Origin of the sequence: Marinobacter shengliensis (assembly GCF_003007715.1) — a bacterium.
Taxonomy (GTDB): Bacteria; Pseudomonadota; Gammaproteobacteria; order Pseudomonadales; family Oleiphilaceae; genus Marinobacter; species Marinobacter shengliensis.
In genome coordinates, this window is record NZ_PXNO01000028.1 from 22,549 (window position 1) to 39,352 (window position 16,804).

Below are 16,804 nucleotides of genomic sequence, written 5' to 3' on the forward strand. Positions count from 1 at the left end.
CGGGTGACAATTTTTGATCAGTCTATCGCCATTGGTGACGCTTTGCTCAACCAAAAGACGATTCTGTGACGATTTTCACTTGCCAGTGTCTGCCGGCTGATACCGAATACCGGTGATGACCACCGTCTTCCAGCCCTCCGGCGTTTTCACGGAGACCTCATCGTCCAGATGCTTGCCGATCAATGCCCTGGCAAGCGGGGCATTGATGCTCAGATAGCCCTTGGCGAGGTCAAATTCATCCGCACCCACCAACCTGTAGGTCTGTTCCTCACCGTCATCGTCCTCGATGGTGACCCAGGCCCCGAAAAATACCCGGCTTTGATCGTCCGGCAGCCGGTCGACCACGGTAAGTTCATCCAGGCGCTTGCTCAGGAACCTTACCCGCCGATCGATTTCCCGTAGCTGCTTTTTGCCATAGATGTATTCGGCATTCTCAGAGCGATCCCCCAAGGCGGCAGCCTCGCGCACGGCTTGGGTGACTTCGGGGCGCTTCACTTTCCACAGGTACTGCAACTCCTCCCGTAACGCCTGCTCGCCGTCCGGTGTGATATAGCGCGGTCTTGGAGCCGTCGAACCTTCGGTCTTGCTCATCAGATCAGGGATTCCGGGTTAAACAGAAAATTCAGGGCATAAAAAAACCCCGTGGGTCACGGGGTATAAGGCTAGCGCTGTGCTGGAGGGAGAAGCAAGCAACTTTCTACCTGCTTCTGCATCTACAATTTCCATTCTACAGAGCGGGCATTACCCGGCGGTGGCCAAGGAATTACCTTTTTGCAAGGCTGAAACCTGGCTGATCGGCTGAAATTAGGTTGTACACTCTAGGCGCCGGAGATAGCGTGCGAGGTAATCAACACTGACTTTTCGTTTGGAGACCAATCCATGAACACCAAAAAACTGATGAACCTGGCTCTGGAAGGTGTCGATAGCCTGGGCTTTCGCCTGGACAGTCTGGGCATCACCAGCAAACTGAATCGCCACAACATCGCGGCCTTTCTGATGGCTGAGCAGAAGCATCTGGAAGGGGAATGGGACAGCATTCAGGCCAAAGTGGACCGTCGCCGCTCTCAGTTCGAGCACATCAGCGGCCTGGTCGAAGCCCGCGCTGGTGCACTGATCAGCCCGGTGGTTAACCGTTTTCGCGCCAGTCAGTAAGACTCAGGCGCTACTGGTTTCGGTAGAGGACGACCTATCGTTCTGGGTCTCCTCTGCCTGTTCGGCCGGTGTTGCCTTGATCCGCTTGCGGACCCCGGTATAGGCGGGCATCTGCACGGTGACCGTCAAGCCAGGCGGCTCCTCTCCCTCATGGGTATCACTAAGCAAAATCTGGCCCTGGTGAATTTCCGCTACCGCACTGACCAGGCTCAATCCCAGGCCGTTGCCTGGCAGTGACCGACTCTTGCCCACCCTATAGAAGCGCTGGAACACCTGGCTTTTCTCGTCGTCCGGTATACCGATACCGGAGTCCTGCACCTCAAACACCGCGCCCGAGCCATCGCGGCGAACCACCACCTGGATGGAACCGTGCTCCGGTGTGTATTTGATCGCATTGTCGATCAGGTTGCTGATCATCTGGAACAGCAGGTCTCGATCACCCTCGATCATCACGCCTTGCTCCAGCGACTGGGCGAAGGCTTGCTCCTTGTCCTCCGCCAGGGCTTCGTACAATTCACAGGCATCACTGACCAGCTCGTCCAGGGACACCACTTTCATGTCCGCCGAATTCCCCCGGGTTTCCAGCCGGGCAATCCGCAACAGAGCGTTGAAGGTTGCCAGCAACTGGTCCGCCTCGGCCACTGCCCTGCCCACCTGTTCCCGGGCCTCATCGTTGTCCACGGCAATCAGGGTGTTCTCAAGCTGGTTGCGCAGGCGCGTCAGCGGGGTGCGAAGGTCGTGGGCAATGCTGTCTGACACATGGCGAATACCTTCCATCAGGTAAACAATGCGGTCGAGCATCTGGTTCAGGTTTTCGGCGAGCTGATCAAAATCGTCCTCGGTGCCGCGGGTGGGTATGCGTAGTGACAGATGGCCATTCATGATTCGCCGGGAAGTGTTATTGATGACTTCGATTCGGCGCGTAGTGCCACGGCTCATCAAAAAGCCACCCAGTAACGCCAATGCCAGGGTGATGCCCATTCCCCAGTTGATGGCGGTTTCGATCACCCGCTTGAGATTGGTGAGTTCTTCAACATCCCGCCCCACCAATAATTTCAACCCGCCCTGGACCTCGAAAATCCGGGCACGGGCCAGCCGCTCCGGGCCTTGCCAGCCCACTGAGGAATCCAGGGTAAAGTTGATCCAGCCGGTGTCCGACGAGCGACTGCCCCCTGGCCACGTTTCAATGTTACCGGCCAGCTTGAGGAAGTCGTCTGTGGTGAGCAGGTAGATGGATTTGGCGTTGGGGTCCCGGGCGACGCGCTCACGGATGATGGTGATCAGTCCGTTCACGCCACGCCCACGGTACTGCTCCGCCAGACCGGCGATTTCCGCTTCGATGGTTTCATCGGTCTGGGCGGTCATGAAGCCGGCCGTGCGCCAGTAGATGAATGCCAGCAACAGGAATACCGATGTGGCAAACACCACCATGTACAGTAGGGCCAGCTGAAAAGAGGATGTCCTGAGCTGACTAAGCAGTTTCACGCAGCATGTATCCCGCACCCCGAACCGTCTGCAGCAGGGGCGTGTCGAATTCCTTATCGATCTTGGCCCGCAGGCGGCTGATGTGCACGTCAATCACGTTGGTCTGGGGGTCAAAGTGATAGTCCCAGACTTTTTCCAGCAGCATGGTCCGGGTGACCACCTGGCCGGCGTTACGCATGAGATATTCCAGCAGACGGAATTCCCGCGGCTGAACATCAATGTTCTGACCGGCACGCTTGACAGTCCTGGCCAGCAGGTCCATCTCCAGATCGGCAACCTTCAGCACGGTTTCCGTTTCCGCCGCCTGGCGATTGCGTCGAATCAGAGATTCAATACGGGCCAGCAGTTCGGTAAAGGAAAAGGGTTTGGTGAGGTAGTCATCACCGCCACCACGCAGCCCTTCTACCCGGTCATCCACATCGCCCAGGGCGCTGAGGATAAGTACCGGGGTCTGATTCCCCGTTGCCCGCACCGTCTTGATGATGGACAGGCCATCCATGCCAGGCAGCATGCGGTCCACAATCATGATGTCATACTCTTCACTGGCCGCCATCATCATGCCTTCCTTGCCGTCGGCCGCATGATCCACCACGAAGTCGGATTCTCTCAGTCCCTTCAGCAGATAATTTGCTACATCCCGATCGTCTTCGATTACCAGCGCTTTCACCGGTGCTCCTCCTGATAGCGGATTACATTGACTCTTAGGGTACGAAGAACTCCGGAAACCAGCCAGTTACCATCTTGTAAGAGGGTGTCGCCTATGACGACGGTCAATTTGCCGACCGGAACCAGCTCAGAGTGTCCTCCGTTACCGACGATGGCCGGTATTCCGCACTCACCCAGCCCTGATAGCCCATTCGATCCAGCGCTGCGAAAACATTCGAAAAGTTAATCTCGCCGCTACCGGGCTCATGCCGGCCCGGATTATCGGCAAACTGGATGTGGCCAATCCACGGTAGCAGACACTCCATGGTACGAATCACATCGCCTTCCATAATCTGCATATGATAGACGTCATACTGCAACCGCACATTGTCGGCATCGAGTTCTTCAAGCAATGCCATCACCTTGCCCGTGGTGTCCAGCATGAACCCCGGCATATCCACCCGGCTGTTAATCGCCTCAAGGCACAGGGTCAGACCCGCGTCGGCAAAGCGATCAGCGGCATACTGCACGTTCGCCACCAGCGTCTCCCAGGCGATCTGCCCATCCAGATCTGCCGGCTTCAACCCTGCCAGGCAGTTCAGCTGCCGGTTGCCCAGCACCCGCGCATAGGTAATACCCTGATCCACCCCGGCACGAAACTCCTCAACCCGGTCCGGCAAACAGGCAATGCCCCGCTCCCCGGCCTGCCAGTCTCCCGGCGGCAGGTTGAACAACACCTGGGTCAGGCCCTGCTCCCGTAGCTGCTCCGCCAGCTGCTCTGCCGGCCAGTCATAGGGAAACAGGTACTCCACCGCGGTGAACCCTGCGGCCCGCGCCCGGGCAAAGCGCTCCAGAAACGGAACCTCGGTAAACAACATCGACAGATTGGCAACAAACCGTGGCATTGTCCGCTCCTTAGTTCTTTGAGTTTGAAGTGTCTTCCTTCGGGCCACGGCCCATCGACCCCAACAGAGTGCCGTTCAGGTGCTCCAGCTCCAGTAACAGACCACTGTGGTCCACATCACTGTGGCCATTGGCCACCAGTGACAAATACTCGTTATGGGTCTGCTGCGCCAACGGCAATGTCAGCCCCTCGGCCCGGGCCTCGTCCAGAATCATCCGCATATCCTTCAACTGAATCCGCGCCGGCGCACCGGGTGCAAAATCCCGGTCAATCATCCGCTGCCCGTGCAGCTCCAGAATCCGACTACCGGCAAACCCACCCATCAGCGCCTCCCGCACCGCCGCCGGGTCTGCCCCACCCTTGGCCGCCAGCAACAACGCCTCAGAAACCGCACCAATGGTAATCCCAACAATCGCCTGATTCGCCAACTTCGCCAACTGCCCGGCCCCCACCGGACCGATGCGGGTGCACTTACCCAACACCTCAAACACCGGCCGGGCCCGCGCCACATCCGCCTCAGACCCACCGGCCATAATACTCAACCGGGCCTCAGCCGCACCGAGGGTACCGCCCGACACCGGCGCATCCACAAACCCGGCACCCCGCTCCGCCGCCAACCCGGCCAACCGCCGCGCCAGCGACGGCTGCACCGAACTCATATCAATCACCAGCGCCCCGGAATTCAACGCCGACAGAGCGCCCTGAGCCACCAGCACGTCCTCAACCACCGCGCCATTCTCCAGCATGGTGATCACAATATCGGCGCCGGTGACCGCCTCAGCCGGGCTCCCGGCAATCGTTGCCTCGCCGGCAAAAGGCTCACACTTGCTCGCAGTGCGGTTCCACAGGGTCATGGGGTAACCGGCCGTCAGCAAGTTACGGGTCATCGGTGCGCCCATCAGGCCGATGCCGAGGAAGGCGATGTGAGGAAGTCTGCTCGTCATTTTTCTGGTCCCGCTCCAAAAGTAGTAGAAGCGGCTGGGTGGACCTTTCCAAAACTGTGCGGAGCCATGGATGGCGGAGCCCAAGCGTCACATGGATGTGCCGAAGGAGCGTGTTTTGGAAAGGTCCACCCAGTTGCTTCTGCCCGGAAGTCTGGATTCTATAAGGTATACAAACAAAAACGCCACCAACCGCGAACGGTGGTGGCGTTTCAAGCCAAGCCGGGTGGCGCCAATCAAGCCGCTTCGATCATCTGCGCCTTGATCTTCTTCATGGCATTCTTCTCCAACTGCCGAATGCGCTCCGCCGACACACCATACTTGTCAGCCAACTCATGCAGCGTCGACTTACCATCCGTCAACCAGCGCTCACGCAGAATATCCTGACTGCGCTCATCCAGCGCCGACAACGCCTGCATCAACCGGCCATTGGAATCTTCAGACCAATCGGCGTTCTCCAGCTGCACCGCAGGATCACTGCGACGATCTTCCAGGTAGTAAGCAGGCGCCTGGTAGCTGCTGTCATCGTCGTCATCCATCGGCCCTTCGAACGAAGTGTCGTGGGACGCCAGCCGGCCTTCCATCTCGCGCACCACCCGAGGCTCTACCCCCAGATCCTTCGCGACCGCATTCAACTCATCGTGGTTCAGCCAAGCCAGCTTCTTCTTCTGACTGCGAAGGTTGAAGAACAGCTTACGCTGAGCCTTGGTAGTAGCGACCTTCACAATACGCCAGTTGCGCAGAATGAACTCATGGATCTCGGCCTTTATCCAGTGCACCGCAAACGACACCAGACGCACGCCATACTCAGGATTGAAGCGCTTGACGGCCTTCATCAGGCCCACGTTACCTTCCTGGATCAAATCCGCCTGAGCCAGGCCGTAGCCGGAATAGCTCCGGGCAATATGAATCACAAATCGCAGGTGCGACAGCACCAGCTGGCGGGCGGCTTCCACATCGCCATCATAGTGCAGACGCTCAGCAAGCTCCCGCTCCTCATCCACGGAAAGCACCGGAATGCGACTTGCCGCCTGAATATAAGACTCAAGATTGGCACCCGGAACCAGTCTGTCAGCCAGCTGTAAACTCGTACCCATGCATTAACCTCCGAACCTGACAGCCATTAAATATAACAACTAAAACTTAGACCGCCAAGAACTTGATTAGTTCCCGAACTTTCCAGTAAAACGTTACAAAACAACAACCTGAAAAGTCCACCGTGGCTTTTCTGACCCTTAAGCTACGCCAGAACAAACTCTCTCTTCAATACGGTTTTCCCGATACCGGGATCACCCGCCGGCAATATCACCCGGCTCAATGTCATCCAGATGGCGCTTTACCGCGAGCCAAGCGCCTAGCCAGCCTAGCAGCATTGCGATGATAATCAATGCCAATGCACCGTCAAAGCCCGGCCCCTGCAGCGAGAATTCGCTGCGGTAAAGGCCTGCCAGCCGCTCAATGGGCCCGTTCAGCCACCACAAAGAGAGCTGGATCAACAACCAGGCAACCACCCCACCTCCAAGGCCAAACCAGGCCCCGGTGTACAGAAACGGCCGGCGGACAAAGGCATCGGTGCCGCCCACCAGCTTGGCTACCAGAATTTCATCCCGCCGGTTTTCAATCGCCAGGCGTACGGTATTGCCAATCACCAGAATGACCGCCGAGCCAAGCAACAGCGCCAGGGCCCATACCGCCCGGGCCAGAATGTCGGTCATGGCATTGAGCCGCTGCAACCAGCCAAGATCCACCTGCACCTGCTCAATGCCATCCATTCCATCAACAAACCGCACCAGGGCCTGCACGCCATCAGCGGAGCGGGCGCTGTCCTGGGGGGTGATCAACAAGGTATGGGGCAGCGGATTGTCATCCAGAAAATCCAGGGCATCGTCCAGGCCGGACGATGCGCGAAACTCCTCCAGGGCCTGATCCCGATCCACCAGCTGAACCGACAGGACCCGGCCATCGCCCCGGACCTCCTCCGCCAGTTCCCCGGCTTGCTCCAAAGAGACATCCATGGCCAGGTAGGCAGTGATCCTGGCACTGCTCTCCCAGCCGGCACTCACGCCCTGCAAACTGCCCAACAGCAGCAACAGTGCGACGGGCAAGGCGAGCGCCACGCCCATCACGGTCCAGGTCATCATACTGGCCACCGGTGTTTGCCAAAGACGCCGGGCGGAATCCCGGGCCACCTTCCGGTGATGCTCCAGATAGCTACGGGCCTGGGCGTTCACCGGAGACTTCCCCCGATTGGCAGCCCCGCGCCGGTTATCCTGCTTGTGCCGGGGTTCAGTAGCCACTGGCACCTCCCGCTGCCGGGGCATGCCCACCGGCGATCAGCTGGCCATGATCCAGGGTCAGCTTTCGCCGTCCCATCTCATTGATCAGGGCAATGTCGTGGGTGGCAATCAGTACGGTCACGCCCACCTGGCTGAACTCGGTAAACAAATGCATGATATCTGCAGACAGCTCCGGATCCAGGTTACCGGTGGGCTCATCCGCCAACAACACGGGCGGTTTGTTAACCACGGCCCTGGCAATGCCGACCCGCTGTTGCTCACCGCCGGATAACTGCAGCGGGTTCATTTTCTCCTTGTTCAGCAGCCCCACCTTATCCAACGCCGCCCGCACCCGACGGCCGATGTCATTGGGCGAGGCGCCCATCACCTCCAATGGCATCGCGACGTTATCGAATACAGTGCGATCAAACAGAAGCTGGTGATTCTGGAACACCACGCCGATATGCCGGCGGATGTAGGGGATCTGGCGCCGTGGCAAACTATTCAGGCGCTGGCCACCGACGATCAGCTCACCGGCCGTCGGCCGCTCCATGACCATGATCAGCTTTAGCAGGGTACTTTTGCCCGCGCCGGAGTGCCCGGTCAGAAACGCCAGCTCCCCCCGGTCCAGGTGAAAATTCACCTGGCGCAAAGCGGTGTGGTCGCTGTCATAGCGTTTGGTAACTTGGCGAAACTCGATCATTTCGGGCGCGGGCTCCGTAGCCGGTGCTTCAGTCGTCGAACAGGGCGTCGACAAAGGTTTCCGCATCAAAACTGCGCAGGTCTTCGGCCTGCTCGCCCACACCGATAAAGCGGATAGGCAGCTGCAGCTGGCGGGCAATGGCAAATACAATACCGCCTTTTGCGGTGCCGTCCAGTTTCGTCAAGGTAATACCGCTGACGCCCACCGCCTGCTGGAAGACCTGGGCCTGGCTCAAGGCATTCTGGCCGGTACCGGCGTCCAGCACCAGCATCACTTCGTGGGGCGCCGATTCATCCAGCTTTTTCATGACCCGGACAACCTTGGTCAATTCGTTCATCAGGTTGTCTTTGTTCTGCAGGCGACCGGCGGTGTCGGCAATCACCACATCGGTACCCCGGGCCTGGGCGGACTGGATAGCGTCAAAAATCACCGAAGCACTGTCGGCACCGGTATGCTGGGCCACCACCGGCACGTTATTGCGCTCTCCCCACACCTGCAACTGCTCCACCGCCGCCGCACGGAAGGTATCACCGGCCGCGAGCATGACGGATTTGCCCTCCGCCTGGAACTTCCGGGCGAGCTTGCCAATGGTGGTGGTCTTGCCGACGCCGTTCACGCCCACCATCAGTATGACGTAAGGCTTGTTGTCGGTGTGGATATCCAGCGGCTTGGTGACGTCCTTCAGCAGGCCATGCAGCTCTTCACGCAAGGCCTTACGCAGGGCCGCACCGTCCTTGAGTTGGTTGCGCTCAAGTTTGTCAGTGAGCGACTCAATGATCTCGGAAGTGGCGGTAACGCCCACATCGGCCATCAACAGGGTGGTTTCGATTTCCTCCAGCAAGTCTTCATCGATCTTCTTGCCCACCGAGAACAGGTCTGCCAGGCCGCCGGTCAGGCTGGCGCGGGTTTTACCGAGGCCCTTCCTGATTCGCTCAAAAACACTGACCTGGGCTTCCGGCTCTGGAGCCGGTTCGGGCTCTGGGGTCAACTCGGCCGCCGGCACTTCCTTGGCCGGCTCTGCCTCCGCAGCGGCTGCCTCGGGTTGCGCCTCGGCCACCGGCGCTTCTTGCGCGGCTTCCGGTTCTTCCCGGGCTGGTTCTGGTTCCGCTGGAGCCGGGCCCCGAGCTACCTCAGGTTTACTCTGAACCACCGCTTTCGGCCGGGGGGCACGCTTACGGTTACCGGCGATATCCAGTACAAAGAACAGAACTAGAAGGGCCAACAGGCCGATTGAAATCCACTCTGCCGTCATAGTCTTACCATCAGTCTGAAAGGGGCGGGCGAAAATAAAGCGCACATTCTAACAGACCTGCAGGCCTAAGTGAGGGGCTGGCCCATTATCCCCTGCCGGCTGCTTTCCGGTAACATAATCGCCCACAATTCAACCTGTTCAGAACTCCGGAGCACAACCATGGCCAGACGCAAACCGGCAAACCGCAAAACCGGCCCGACGCCTGCGGCGCGCGCGCTCTCCAGCGGTACCGGGTCGCTGCGTATTATCGGCGGCGACTGGCGCAGCCGAAAGCTGAGATTTCCGGATGCCGGCGGTGTTCGCCCCAGCCCTGCACGTACCCGCGAAACCCTGTTTAACTGGCTCAACTTCCAGATTGCCGGCAGCGATTGTCTGGACCTGTTTGCCGGCTCCGGAGCCCTGGGCCTGGAGGCGCTTTCCCGAGGTGCCGCCAGCACCACGCTGGTCGACCATACCCCGGCACTGGCCAGCGCCCTGCGAGACAATCTCCGGTTATTGAAGTCTGACAAGGGTGTGGTGGTGTGTCAGGGCGCAGAAAGTTTTCTGGCCAACCGGCAGCGTCCACCCTTCGACATCGTGTTCATGGACCCACCGTTCCGACAGGACTGGCTGGAACGATTATTTCCGCTACTGGAATCCGGCCAATGGATCAAACCGGGTGGCTGGGTGTACGTGGAGCATGAGAGCGAACGGGCAACACCGCCGGTGCCTGCGGGCTGGATGCTGCACAGGCAGAAGACCGCGGGCCAGGTAACCTACAGCCTGTACCGGGTTAACCCGGAAACGGATTAGTGCTGTCGCGATAAAACAAAAAAGCCAGATGAGCGAACCCATCTGGCTTTTTTGGTGCCTCAACGGCGGGGCGCGTCAGGCAACCGGACGCAGGGAGTAGGCCCGCAGGTGCGCCGCGAACTCTTCCAGGTAGCGAATGCCGCTGGCTTCCGCCTCTTTGCACCATTCCATCAGCGCCTGCAGTTTTTCCTGGGGTTTCAGCCCGCGCTGACGCCACAACCGTTGCAGTTCGTGGCTCTTCTCGTAGATTTGGCGCAGGATTTCGTGGCGCTCCAGTACCGTTTCCAGCTGTTCTTTGTCCTTGGGCTTGATCAGCGTAGCTTCTCGGGATAACAGCTGCTTCAGCTTCCGGTAGCGGGGACGAATTTCGTCGTCCATCAGTGAACGCTGCTGGCGCAAGACCGGCTCCATGACCCGCTTGCGGTACTGACGCATGATGTCGAAACGGCTGTTGGTGATGGCCTGAACGGTTTCCACATCCATCTCCTGCTTGCCCGGAACGTAATGAGCAATCGGCCGGTAGCCCTTGGGCTTGGCAAGACCAAACAACTGGAACAGGCGAATATAGCCCCAGCCGATATCCACTTCGTACCAACGGCGGGACAGCTTGGCGGAATTCGGATAGGTGTGATGGTTGTTGTGGAGTTCTTCGCCGCCGATCAGGATGCCCCAGGGCGAGATATTGCGGGCATTATCGGCACATTCGAAATTGCGGTAACCCAGATAATGGCCAACGCCATTGACCACGCCTGCGGCCCATACCGGGATCCACATCATCTGTACCGCCCAGATCCAGATCCCGTGGACGCCAAACAGTGCCAGATTGAGTACCGCCATCAGCATGATGCCCAGCATCTTGTATCGGCTATAGACGTTGCGCTCGATCCAGTCCTCCGGGGTGCGCTGCCCATAGCGCTCGAGGGTTTCCGGGGTGGCCGCCTCGGCGTAAAGCTCTGCGCCTTCCAGCAGGACCTTGCGGATACCCAGGACCACCGGGCTATGGGGGTCTTCCTCGGTTTCACACTTGGCGTGGTGTTTGCGGTGGATCGCGGTCCACTCTTTGGTGTTCTGCGCAGTGGTCATCCACAGCCAGAAGCGAAAAAAGTGCTTGAGCACCGGATGCAGATCCAGGGCGTTATGGGCCGAGTGACGGTGCAGATAGAGCGTAACACTGACAATGGTGATATGGGTGAGCACCAGGGTGACCGCTATCAACTGCCATACCGAGAGGTCAAGGAGACCGTTAAACCACATAAATTATCCTCAAGAATTCATCAACTTCGAAAGGCGATACTGCGGAGGGAGATTCGCAAACACTCGAAGGGAATATGCTTGACCAACTTTAGCGTACAGCTGTACGCGTCAACAACACCGTTTGGTGGCTTTTTTGTTACTGTTTACACTTATGGCCCCAGAATACGTTTGCCAGCGGAGGCTTCGTGCCCGAATTACCCGAAGTAGAAACCACTCGTCAGGGCATTGCGCCCCACTGTGAAGGCCAGAAGATAAACGGGGTAGTGATTCGTAATGCCCGGCTGCGCTGGCCGATTCCCGAGGATTTACCGGAGCGCCTGCAGGGGCAGGTTATCCGGTCCGTAGACCGCCGGGCGAAATATCTGTTCCTGCACCTGGATGGCGGCACTGTTATTGTACACTTGGGCATGTCCGGCAGCCTGCGGGTGATCACCGACGGCAGCCCGGCCGCCGCCCATGACCACGTTGATGTCTGTCTCGCCAACGGCCGCACCCTGCGCTTCAATGATCCCCGGCGCTTTGGCTGCTGGCTGTGGTCCGACGACTGCACCCTGCACCCACTGATACGGGATCTTGGCCCGGAACCGCTGTCGCCGGAATTTGGTGGTGCCTGGCTGTTCCGGCTGTCCCGGGGCAAACAGAGCCCGATCAAATCCTTCATCATGGACAATCATGTGGTGGTCGGGGTTGGCAACATCTACGCCAACGAAGCACTGTTCAAAGCCGGCATACACCCGAAACGGAAGGCGGGCCGGATCAGCCTGGACCGCTATCACCGGCTGGCTGAAGCCATAAAGGAAACCCTGAGCGCAGCCATCCTGATGGGCGGCACCACCTTGCGGGATTTCGTTAACAGCGACGGCAAGCCGGGTTATTTTGCCCAGTCATTGCTGGTATATGGGCATGGTGGCGCCCCCTGCCCGGAATGTAACACCGTACTGAAGGAAATCCGGATGAACAATCGCTCCACCGTGTACTGCCCTCGTTGCCAACGCTGAAACTGCAAACCAACATCACACAACTCACACAATACAAACAAAAACCGTTTGAAATTCAGGCAATATGATTCATAGTTAACAGAGAATTAACAGGAGAGAATCGTCATGACCCGCAAGATTTCCCGCACTCTGGTTGCAACGGTGGCAGCCTGTCTGCTGGCTTTTTCATCTTTGGGCCACGCCAGAGCGGTCGATGAGAGCCCCTCGGCACTGGCCATGACGGCCGATGCGGTTCTGCTGCGACCTGCCCTACTGGCCACCACCATTGTTGGCGGTGCCGTCTATCTGGTATCTCTGCCATTCTCCGCCCTCGGCGGCAACGCCGGTGAGGCTGGCGAAGTGCTGGTAGTTGGCCCGGCCAAGGCTACCTTCGTTCGCTGCCTGGGCTGCTCGCGTACCGGCCGCAAGTCCGAAACCGTTGAGCAAGCTGCTGACTGAGCCTACCCCGGCGATCCGCAGAATCCCGGCTTGCCAGACGCCGGAATCTGAGGCAGCCTGAAAGAAATCTTTCAGGCTGTTTTTGTTTATGGTGGTGGACTGGTCAACCCTCGATACGGTGTTCCTTGATATGGATGGAACACTGCTGGATCTTCACTTTGACTCGCACTTCTGGCTTGAGCACCTGCCCAGACGTTACGCCGAGCAGTACGACCTGCATCCCCAACAGGCGAAAGAGACCCTGCTGGCCATGATCATGGCGGAACGGGGCTCCCTGAACTGGTACTGCACCGACTACTGGAGCGAACGGCTGTCGGTGAATATCAACCAGCTGAAGGCGGAAGTCAGTGACCGCATCGGCTACCGCCCCCACGCGTCCGATTTTCTAGCCTCATTGCGCCGGGCCGGACTGCGCTCGGTCATTGTGACCAACTGCCACCCGGACCCCTTGGCGCTGAAACTGGAACGCACCGGCCTGGACAAACACGTGGATGCCATCGTGTCCAGCCACGAGTTCGGCAAACCCAAGGAGGACCGGGAGTTCTGGCGCGACCTTGGCAGAAGGATTCCCTACCGCCACGACAGAACCCTGATGGTGGACGACAGCTTTCCGGTGCTGGAGAGCGCCCGCCAGGCCGGCATCGGCCAATGCCTGGCCATCCTTGAACCCGACAGCACCCAGGCACCCAACGCACAGCATCCGGACATTCCCGGCATTCGCCACTTTGATGAGGTGCTGCCATCACTGCGCTCGCAACAGCCCCTGCCATCCCGATGACGGGCCGGTTATAATCCGGTTAATACATAGGCACGATGGCAGGTGCCAACCCGGTGAGGAGATATGACGGCAACCAGCGCTGACGAACAAAAGGTACGGCTCGACAAGTGGCTCTGGGCCGCCCGCTTCTACAAAACCCGCTCCCTGGCAAAAGAAGCCATCGAAGGCGGCAAGGTGCACTACAATAGCCAGCGCACAAAGCCCGGCAAGATTGTCGAAGCCGGCGCCAAAGTAACCCTGCGCCTGGGCTGGCAGGAAAAAATCGTGATCGTGGATGAGATCAGCGACCGGCGCCGGGGTGCTCCGGAGGCCCAGAAGCTTTACCACGAAACCAATGACAGCGTAAAAAAACGCGAAGAACTGGCCTGGCAGCGCAAGACCATGCAGGCAGCTCAACTGCCACCCGCCCGCCGGCCGAGCAAGAAAGACCGCCGGGATATTCAGCGGTTCCGGGACCAGAACGGCCTATAAAACCGGATCACACCAAAGCTCGTAAACAGTACGCCCGCCTCACATTACCCTTCCGCGCGGGCAGTACCATCAACCCCACAGACAGCGTCAGGAGACACCATGGCATCCCGAGATCAATTCCAACGTTTCATTTTCGAACACAGCCAGGTTCGGGGTGCCTGGGTTCAACTGGGCAACAGTTTCAGTGACATCAGCACCCAGGCCCCTTACCCCGAATCCGTTCGCCGGTTACTGGGCGAATCGCTGGTAGCCAGCGTGTTGATGAGCAGCAGCCTGAAGTTCAAGGGTACCCTGTCCTTGCAGGCGGCCGGCGAAGGCTCGTTGCGCACACTGATGGCCGAATGCAGCCACGACCGCCATATCCGGGGCCTGGCCCGCCATGACGATCAGGCCGTTACCGGCGATACCCTGAACGAACTTCTGGGCACCGGCCGCATGGCGATCACCATCACCCCGGACCAGGGCCAACGCTATCAGGGCGTGGTGCCCAGGGAAGCCGATACGCTGGCCGGCTGCCTGGAGGAGTATTTCGAGCGCTCCGAGCAGATTGCCACCAGCCTGTTCCTGTTCGCCAACGAAGATACCGCCGCCGGCCTGATGCTGCAGCGGTTGCCGGGCCATACCGAAGAAGACGATGATTTGTGGAACCGGGTCAATCACCTGGCGCGCACTGTCGAGGCCGAAGAGTTGCTGGCGCTCGACAGCGAAACCCTTCTGCACCGGCTGTTCCACGAGGAAACCGTGCGGCTGTTCGATCCCGAACCGGTGGCCTTTCGCTGCAGCTGCTCCCGGGAGCGCACCCTCGCCGCCCTCGAGGCCATCGGCAAAGACGAGTGTTACAGCATCCTCGACGAGCAGGGCAGCATCAACATGGACTGCCAGTTCTGTCACGCAAACTATCGCTTCAATAGAAATGACATTGATCACCTTTTCACCGGTCATACGTTACACTAAGCAGGCACTCAACTTGTCCGGAAGCCGCATCTGGCGCGGCTTTCAGGGCAGTCGTTTTTTACCGGCGTCTCTGGCATAATAGCGCGCCTGAATTGACCCGATTGTTCAGATTTCCGTCAATTTTTTCGGGGGGACGGCCTGAGCAATCACGAAGACATCCCGAGGGCGAGGTCGAAGTGAGCAACACTTATAATGATCTGAGTACAGCAAGACTGGTTGAAGTGGCACTGGCCAGAAATGAAGGACAACTGGCAGCCAACGGTTCCCTGGTGGTCACCACCGGCGAACGCACCGGCCGGTCTCCCATGGACCGTTTTATCGTCGAGGAGCCCAGCACCGCTGACGACATCCATTGGGGCCCGATCAACCGCCCGTTCGACGCCGACAAGTTCGACGCCCTCTGGGATCGTGTTGAAGCCTACATTGCTGAAAAAGACAGTTTTGTCTCCCACGTCCACGTCGGCTCTGACCCCGAACACTACCTGCCGGTCAAAATGACCACGGAAACCGCCTGGCAGAACCTGTTTGGCCGCAACCTGTTTATCCGCCCGGATGACTACAACCCGGCCGACAAGCAAGAATGGCAAATCCTCAACGCCGCCAATTTCGAGTGTGTGCCCGAGCGTGACGGCACCAACTCCAACGGCTGCGTCATTATCAACTTTGCCAAGCGCAAGGTATTGCTGGCAGGCATGCACTACGCTGGCGAAATGAAAAAAGCCATGTTCTCCGTGCAGAACTTCCTGCTGCCGGAAAAAGACGTACTGCCAATGCACTGCTCCGCCAACGTCAGCGAGAACGGCGAAACCTGTCTGTTCTTCGGCCTGTCCGGTACCGGCAAGACCACCCTGTCTGCCGATCCGCACCGGTTCCTGATTGGTGACGACGAGCACGGCTGGGGCCCTGGCACCGTGTTCAACATCGAAGGTGGCTGCTATGCCAAGTGCATCGACCTGAGCCAGAAGAACGAGCCGATCATCTGGGATGCCATCCGTTTTGGCGCCATCGTTGAAAACGTGATGATTGACCCGGAAACCCGTGAGCCGGATTACACCGATGTATCCCTCACCGAAAACTCCCGCTGCGCCTACCCGCTGGAGCACGTTGAGAAGCGGGTTCTGGAGAACCGCGCCGGTGAGCCGTCACACATCATCTTCCTGACTTGCGACATGACCGGCGTTCTGCCTCCGGTATCCATCCTGAGCCGTGAAGCGGCCGCTTACCACTTCCTGAGTGGTTACACCGCGCTGGTTGGCTCAACCGAGATGGGCTCTTCGTCCAAGCTGAAGTCCACCTTCTCAACCTGCTTTGGTGCCCCCTTCTTCCCGCGTCCGGCCGGCGTATACGCCGAGCTGCTGATGAAGCGGATCGACGAGTTCGGCAGCAAGGTATTCCTGGTCAATACTGGCTGGACCGGCGGCCCCTTTGGCGAAGGCAAGCGTTTCAGCATTCCGACCACGCGCGCCATCATTGCCGCCATCCAGAATGGCGATCTGGATGACGTGGAAACCGAGCATCTGGACGCCCTGAACCTGGACGTGCCCAAGCATATCCCTGGTGTCGACACCGAACTGCTGAACCCACGCAACACCTGGACCAGCCCGGAATACTATGACGGCAAGGCCCAGGAGCTGATTGCCCAGTTCGTGGAAAACTTCAAGAAGTTCGATGTGGCAGACGCCATCGTCGAGGCCGGCCCGAAACTGAGCTGAGCCTGCCCCAACAAAAAAGCGCCCTGCGAGAGCACGGCGCTTTTTTTGT

The 16,804-nt window shown here is 58.9% G+C and carries 18 protein-coding genes; 8 read left to right on the top strand and 10 right to left on the bottom strand.

Annotated elements, in window-relative coordinates; all coding sequences use genetic code 11:
• Positions 1-75: 75 nt before the first annotated feature.
• A complete protein-coding gene (gene greB, locus C7H10_RS18620) occupies positions 76-591 on the bottom strand; it encodes a transcription elongation factor GreB (RefSeq protein WP_106696056.1) in 516 nt (171 codons plus the stop codon).
• A gap of 288 nt (positions 592-879) precedes the next feature.
• On the opposite strand from greB, the gene C7H10_RS18625 reads away from it, so the two are divergent.
• Complete coding sequence (locus C7H10_RS18625; RefSeq protein WP_058090754.1) at positions 880-1,152, top strand: hypothetical protein; 273 nt, start codon at positions 880-882, stop codon at positions 1,150-1,152.
• Positions 1,153-1,155: 3 nt separating this feature from the next.
• On the opposite strand, the gene C7H10_RS18630 is transcribed toward C7H10_RS18625, so the two are convergent.
• The 8 genes from C7H10_RS18630 to ftsY form a co-directional block, all read right to left on the bottom strand.
• Positions 1,156-2,637, bottom strand: a complete 1,482-nt coding sequence (locus C7H10_RS18630; RefSeq protein ID WP_106696057.1) for a HAMP domain-containing sensor histidine kinase — start codon at positions 2,635-2,637, stop codon at positions 1,156-1,158.
• Positions 2,624-3,304: a winged helix-turn-helix domain-containing protein gene (locus C7H10_RS18635; protein WP_011787144.1), complete on the bottom strand. Its 681-nt coding sequence runs from the start codon at positions 3,302-3,304 to the stop codon at positions 2,624-2,626. The genes C7H10_RS18630 and C7H10_RS18635 overlap by 14 nt, the downstream gene beginning before the upstream one ends.
• Positions 3,305-3,407: 103 nt before the next feature.
• A complete protein-coding gene (gene hyi / locus C7H10_RS18640) occupies positions 3,408-4,187 on the bottom strand; it encodes a hydroxypyruvate isomerase (protein WP_106696058.1) in 780 nt (259 codons plus the stop codon).
• Between the two features lie 10 nt (positions 4,188-4,197).
• Positions 4,198-5,130, bottom strand: a complete 933-nt coding sequence (locus C7H10_RS18645; protein ID WP_106696059.1) for an NAD(P)-dependent oxidoreductase — start codon at positions 5,128-5,130, stop codon at positions 4,198-4,200.
• Between the two features lie 233 nt (positions 5,131-5,363).
• Complete coding sequence (rpoH, locus tag C7H10_RS18650) at positions 5,364-6,224, bottom strand: RNA polymerase sigma factor RpoH (RefSeq protein ID WP_058090758.1); 861 nt, start codon at positions 6,222-6,224, stop codon at positions 5,364-5,366.
• Between the two features lie 192 nt (positions 6,225-6,416).
• Positions 6,417-7,424 carry a permease-like cell division protein FtsX gene (gene ftsX / locus C7H10_RS18655; RefSeq protein ID WP_106696117.1) on the bottom strand — a complete coding sequence of 336 codons (1,008 nt, stop codon included), beginning with the start codon at positions 7,422-7,424 and terminating at the stop codon, positions 6,417-6,419.
• On the bottom strand, positions 7,414-8,106 hold the full coding sequence (ftsE, locus tag C7H10_RS18660; protein ID WP_058090759.1) for a cell division ATP-binding protein FtsE: 693 nt from the start codon (positions 8,104-8,106) through the stop codon (positions 7,414-7,416). Before ftsE ends, ftsX begins: the two co-directional genes overlap by 11 nt.
• A gap of 28 nt (positions 8,107-8,134) precedes the next feature.
• Positions 8,135-9,358, bottom strand: a complete 1,224-nt coding sequence (gene ftsY / locus C7H10_RS18665; protein WP_061331948.1) for a signal recognition particle-docking protein FtsY — start codon at positions 9,356-9,358, stop codon at positions 8,135-8,137.
• 159 nt (positions 9,359-9,517) lie between these two features.
• Here ftsY and rsmD point away from each other — a divergent pair, with 159 nt between their 5' ends.
• Entirely contained in the window at positions 9,518-10,150 is a 633-nt protein-coding gene (gene rsmD, locus C7H10_RS18670) for a 16S rRNA (guanine(966)-N(2))-methyltransferase RsmD (RefSeq protein ID WP_106696060.1), read from the top strand.
• Between the two features lie 75 nt (positions 10,151-10,225).
• Here rsmD and C7H10_RS18675 read toward each other — a convergent pair whose 3' ends face one another.
• Entirely contained in the window at positions 10,226-11,404 is a 1,179-nt protein-coding gene (locus C7H10_RS18675) for a DesA family fatty acid desaturase (protein WP_106696061.1), read from the bottom strand.
• Positions 11,405-11,589: 185 nt separating this feature from the next.
• On the opposite strand from C7H10_RS18675, the gene mutM reads away from it, so the two are divergent.
• The 6 genes from mutM to C7H10_RS18705 all read left to right on the top strand — a co-directional run bounded on the left by mutM (position 11,590) and on the right by C7H10_RS18705 (position 16,755).
• Positions 11,590-12,402 (top strand): bifunctional DNA-formamidopyrimidine glycosylase/DNA-(apurinic or apyrimidinic site) lyase, encoded by an 813-nt coding sequence (gene mutM / locus C7H10_RS18680; protein ID WP_106696062.1) that lies wholly within the window; start codon positions 11,590-11,592, stop codon positions 12,400-12,402.
• A gap of 105 nt (positions 12,403-12,507) precedes the next feature.
• Positions 12,508-12,840, top strand: a complete 333-nt coding sequence (locus tag C7H10_RS18685; protein WP_106696063.1) for a hypothetical protein — start codon at positions 12,508-12,510, stop codon at positions 12,838-12,840.
• A gap of 91 nt (positions 12,841-12,931) precedes the next feature.
• Positions 12,932-13,618, top strand: coding sequence for a GMP/IMP nucleotidase (gene yrfG, locus C7H10_RS18690; protein WP_106696118.1), 687 nt, complete (start codon positions 12,932-12,934; stop codon positions 13,616-13,618).
• A gap of 63 nt (positions 13,619-13,681) precedes the next feature.
• The gene (hslR, locus tag C7H10_RS18695; protein WP_061331953.1) at positions 13,682-14,089 is read left to right on the top strand and encodes a ribosome-associated heat shock protein Hsp15; all 408 of its coding nucleotides are present in this window, start codon (positions 13,682-13,684) and stop codon (positions 14,087-14,089) included.
• Positions 14,090-14,188: 99 nt separating this feature from the next.
• A complete protein-coding gene (gene hslO / locus C7H10_RS18700) occupies positions 14,189-15,043 on the top strand; it encodes an Hsp33 family molecular chaperone HslO (RefSeq protein ID WP_106696064.1) in 855 nt (284 codons plus the stop codon).
• Between the two features lie 176 nt (positions 15,044-15,219).
• A complete protein-coding gene (locus C7H10_RS18705; protein ID WP_106696065.1) occupies positions 15,220-16,755 on the top strand; it encodes a phosphoenolpyruvate carboxykinase in 1,536 nt (511 codons plus the stop codon).
• Positions 16,756-16,804: the final 49 nt, after the last annotated feature.

Bases quoted from the DNA above. Each gene is read 5' to 3' on its own strand.
- ftsY (WP_061331948.1), bottom strand. From the start codon at position 9,358: ATGACGGCAGAGTGGATTTCAATCGGCCTGTTGGCCCTTCTAGTTCTG.
- C7H10_RS18645 (WP_106696059.1), bottom strand. From the start codon at position 5,130: ATGACGAGCAGACTTCCTCACATCGCCTTCCTCGGCATCGGCCTGATG.
- C7H10_RS18675 (WP_106696061.1), bottom strand. From the start codon at position 11,404: ATGTGGTTTAACGGTCTCCTTGACCTCTCGGTATGGCAGTTGATAGCG.
- ftsE (WP_058090759.1), bottom strand. From the start codon at position 8,106: ATGATCGAGTTTCGCCAAGTTACCAAACGCTATGACAGCGACCACACC.
- hslO (WP_106696064.1), top strand. From the start codon at position 14,189: ATGGCATCCCGAGATCAATTCCAACGTTTCATTTTCGAACACAGCCAG.
- rpoH (WP_058090758.1), bottom strand. From the start codon at position 6,224: ATGGGTACGAGTTTACAGCTGGCTGACAGACTGGTTCCGGGTGCCAAT.
- hyi (WP_106696058.1), bottom strand. From the start codon at position 4,187: ATGCCACGGTTTGTTGCCAATCTGTCGATGTTGTTTACCGAGGTTCCG.
- C7H10_RS18685 (WP_106696063.1), top strand. From the start codon at position 12,508: ATGACCCGCAAGATTTCCCGCACTCTGGTTGCAACGGTGGCAGCCTGT.
- rsmD (WP_106696060.1), top strand. From the start codon at position 9,518: ATGGCCAGACGCAAACCGGCAAACCGCAAAACCGGCCCGACGCCTGCG.
- greB (WP_106696056.1), bottom strand. From the start codon at position 591: ATGAGCAAGACCGAAGGTTCGACGGCTCCAAGACCGCGCTATATCACA.
- hslR (WP_061331953.1), top strand. From the start codon at position 13,682: ATGACGGCAACCAGCGCTGACGAACAAAAGGTACGGCTCGACAAGTGG.
- C7H10_RS18625 (WP_058090754.1), top strand. From the start codon at position 880: ATGAACACCAAAAAACTGATGAACCTGGCTCTGGAAGGTGTCGATAGC.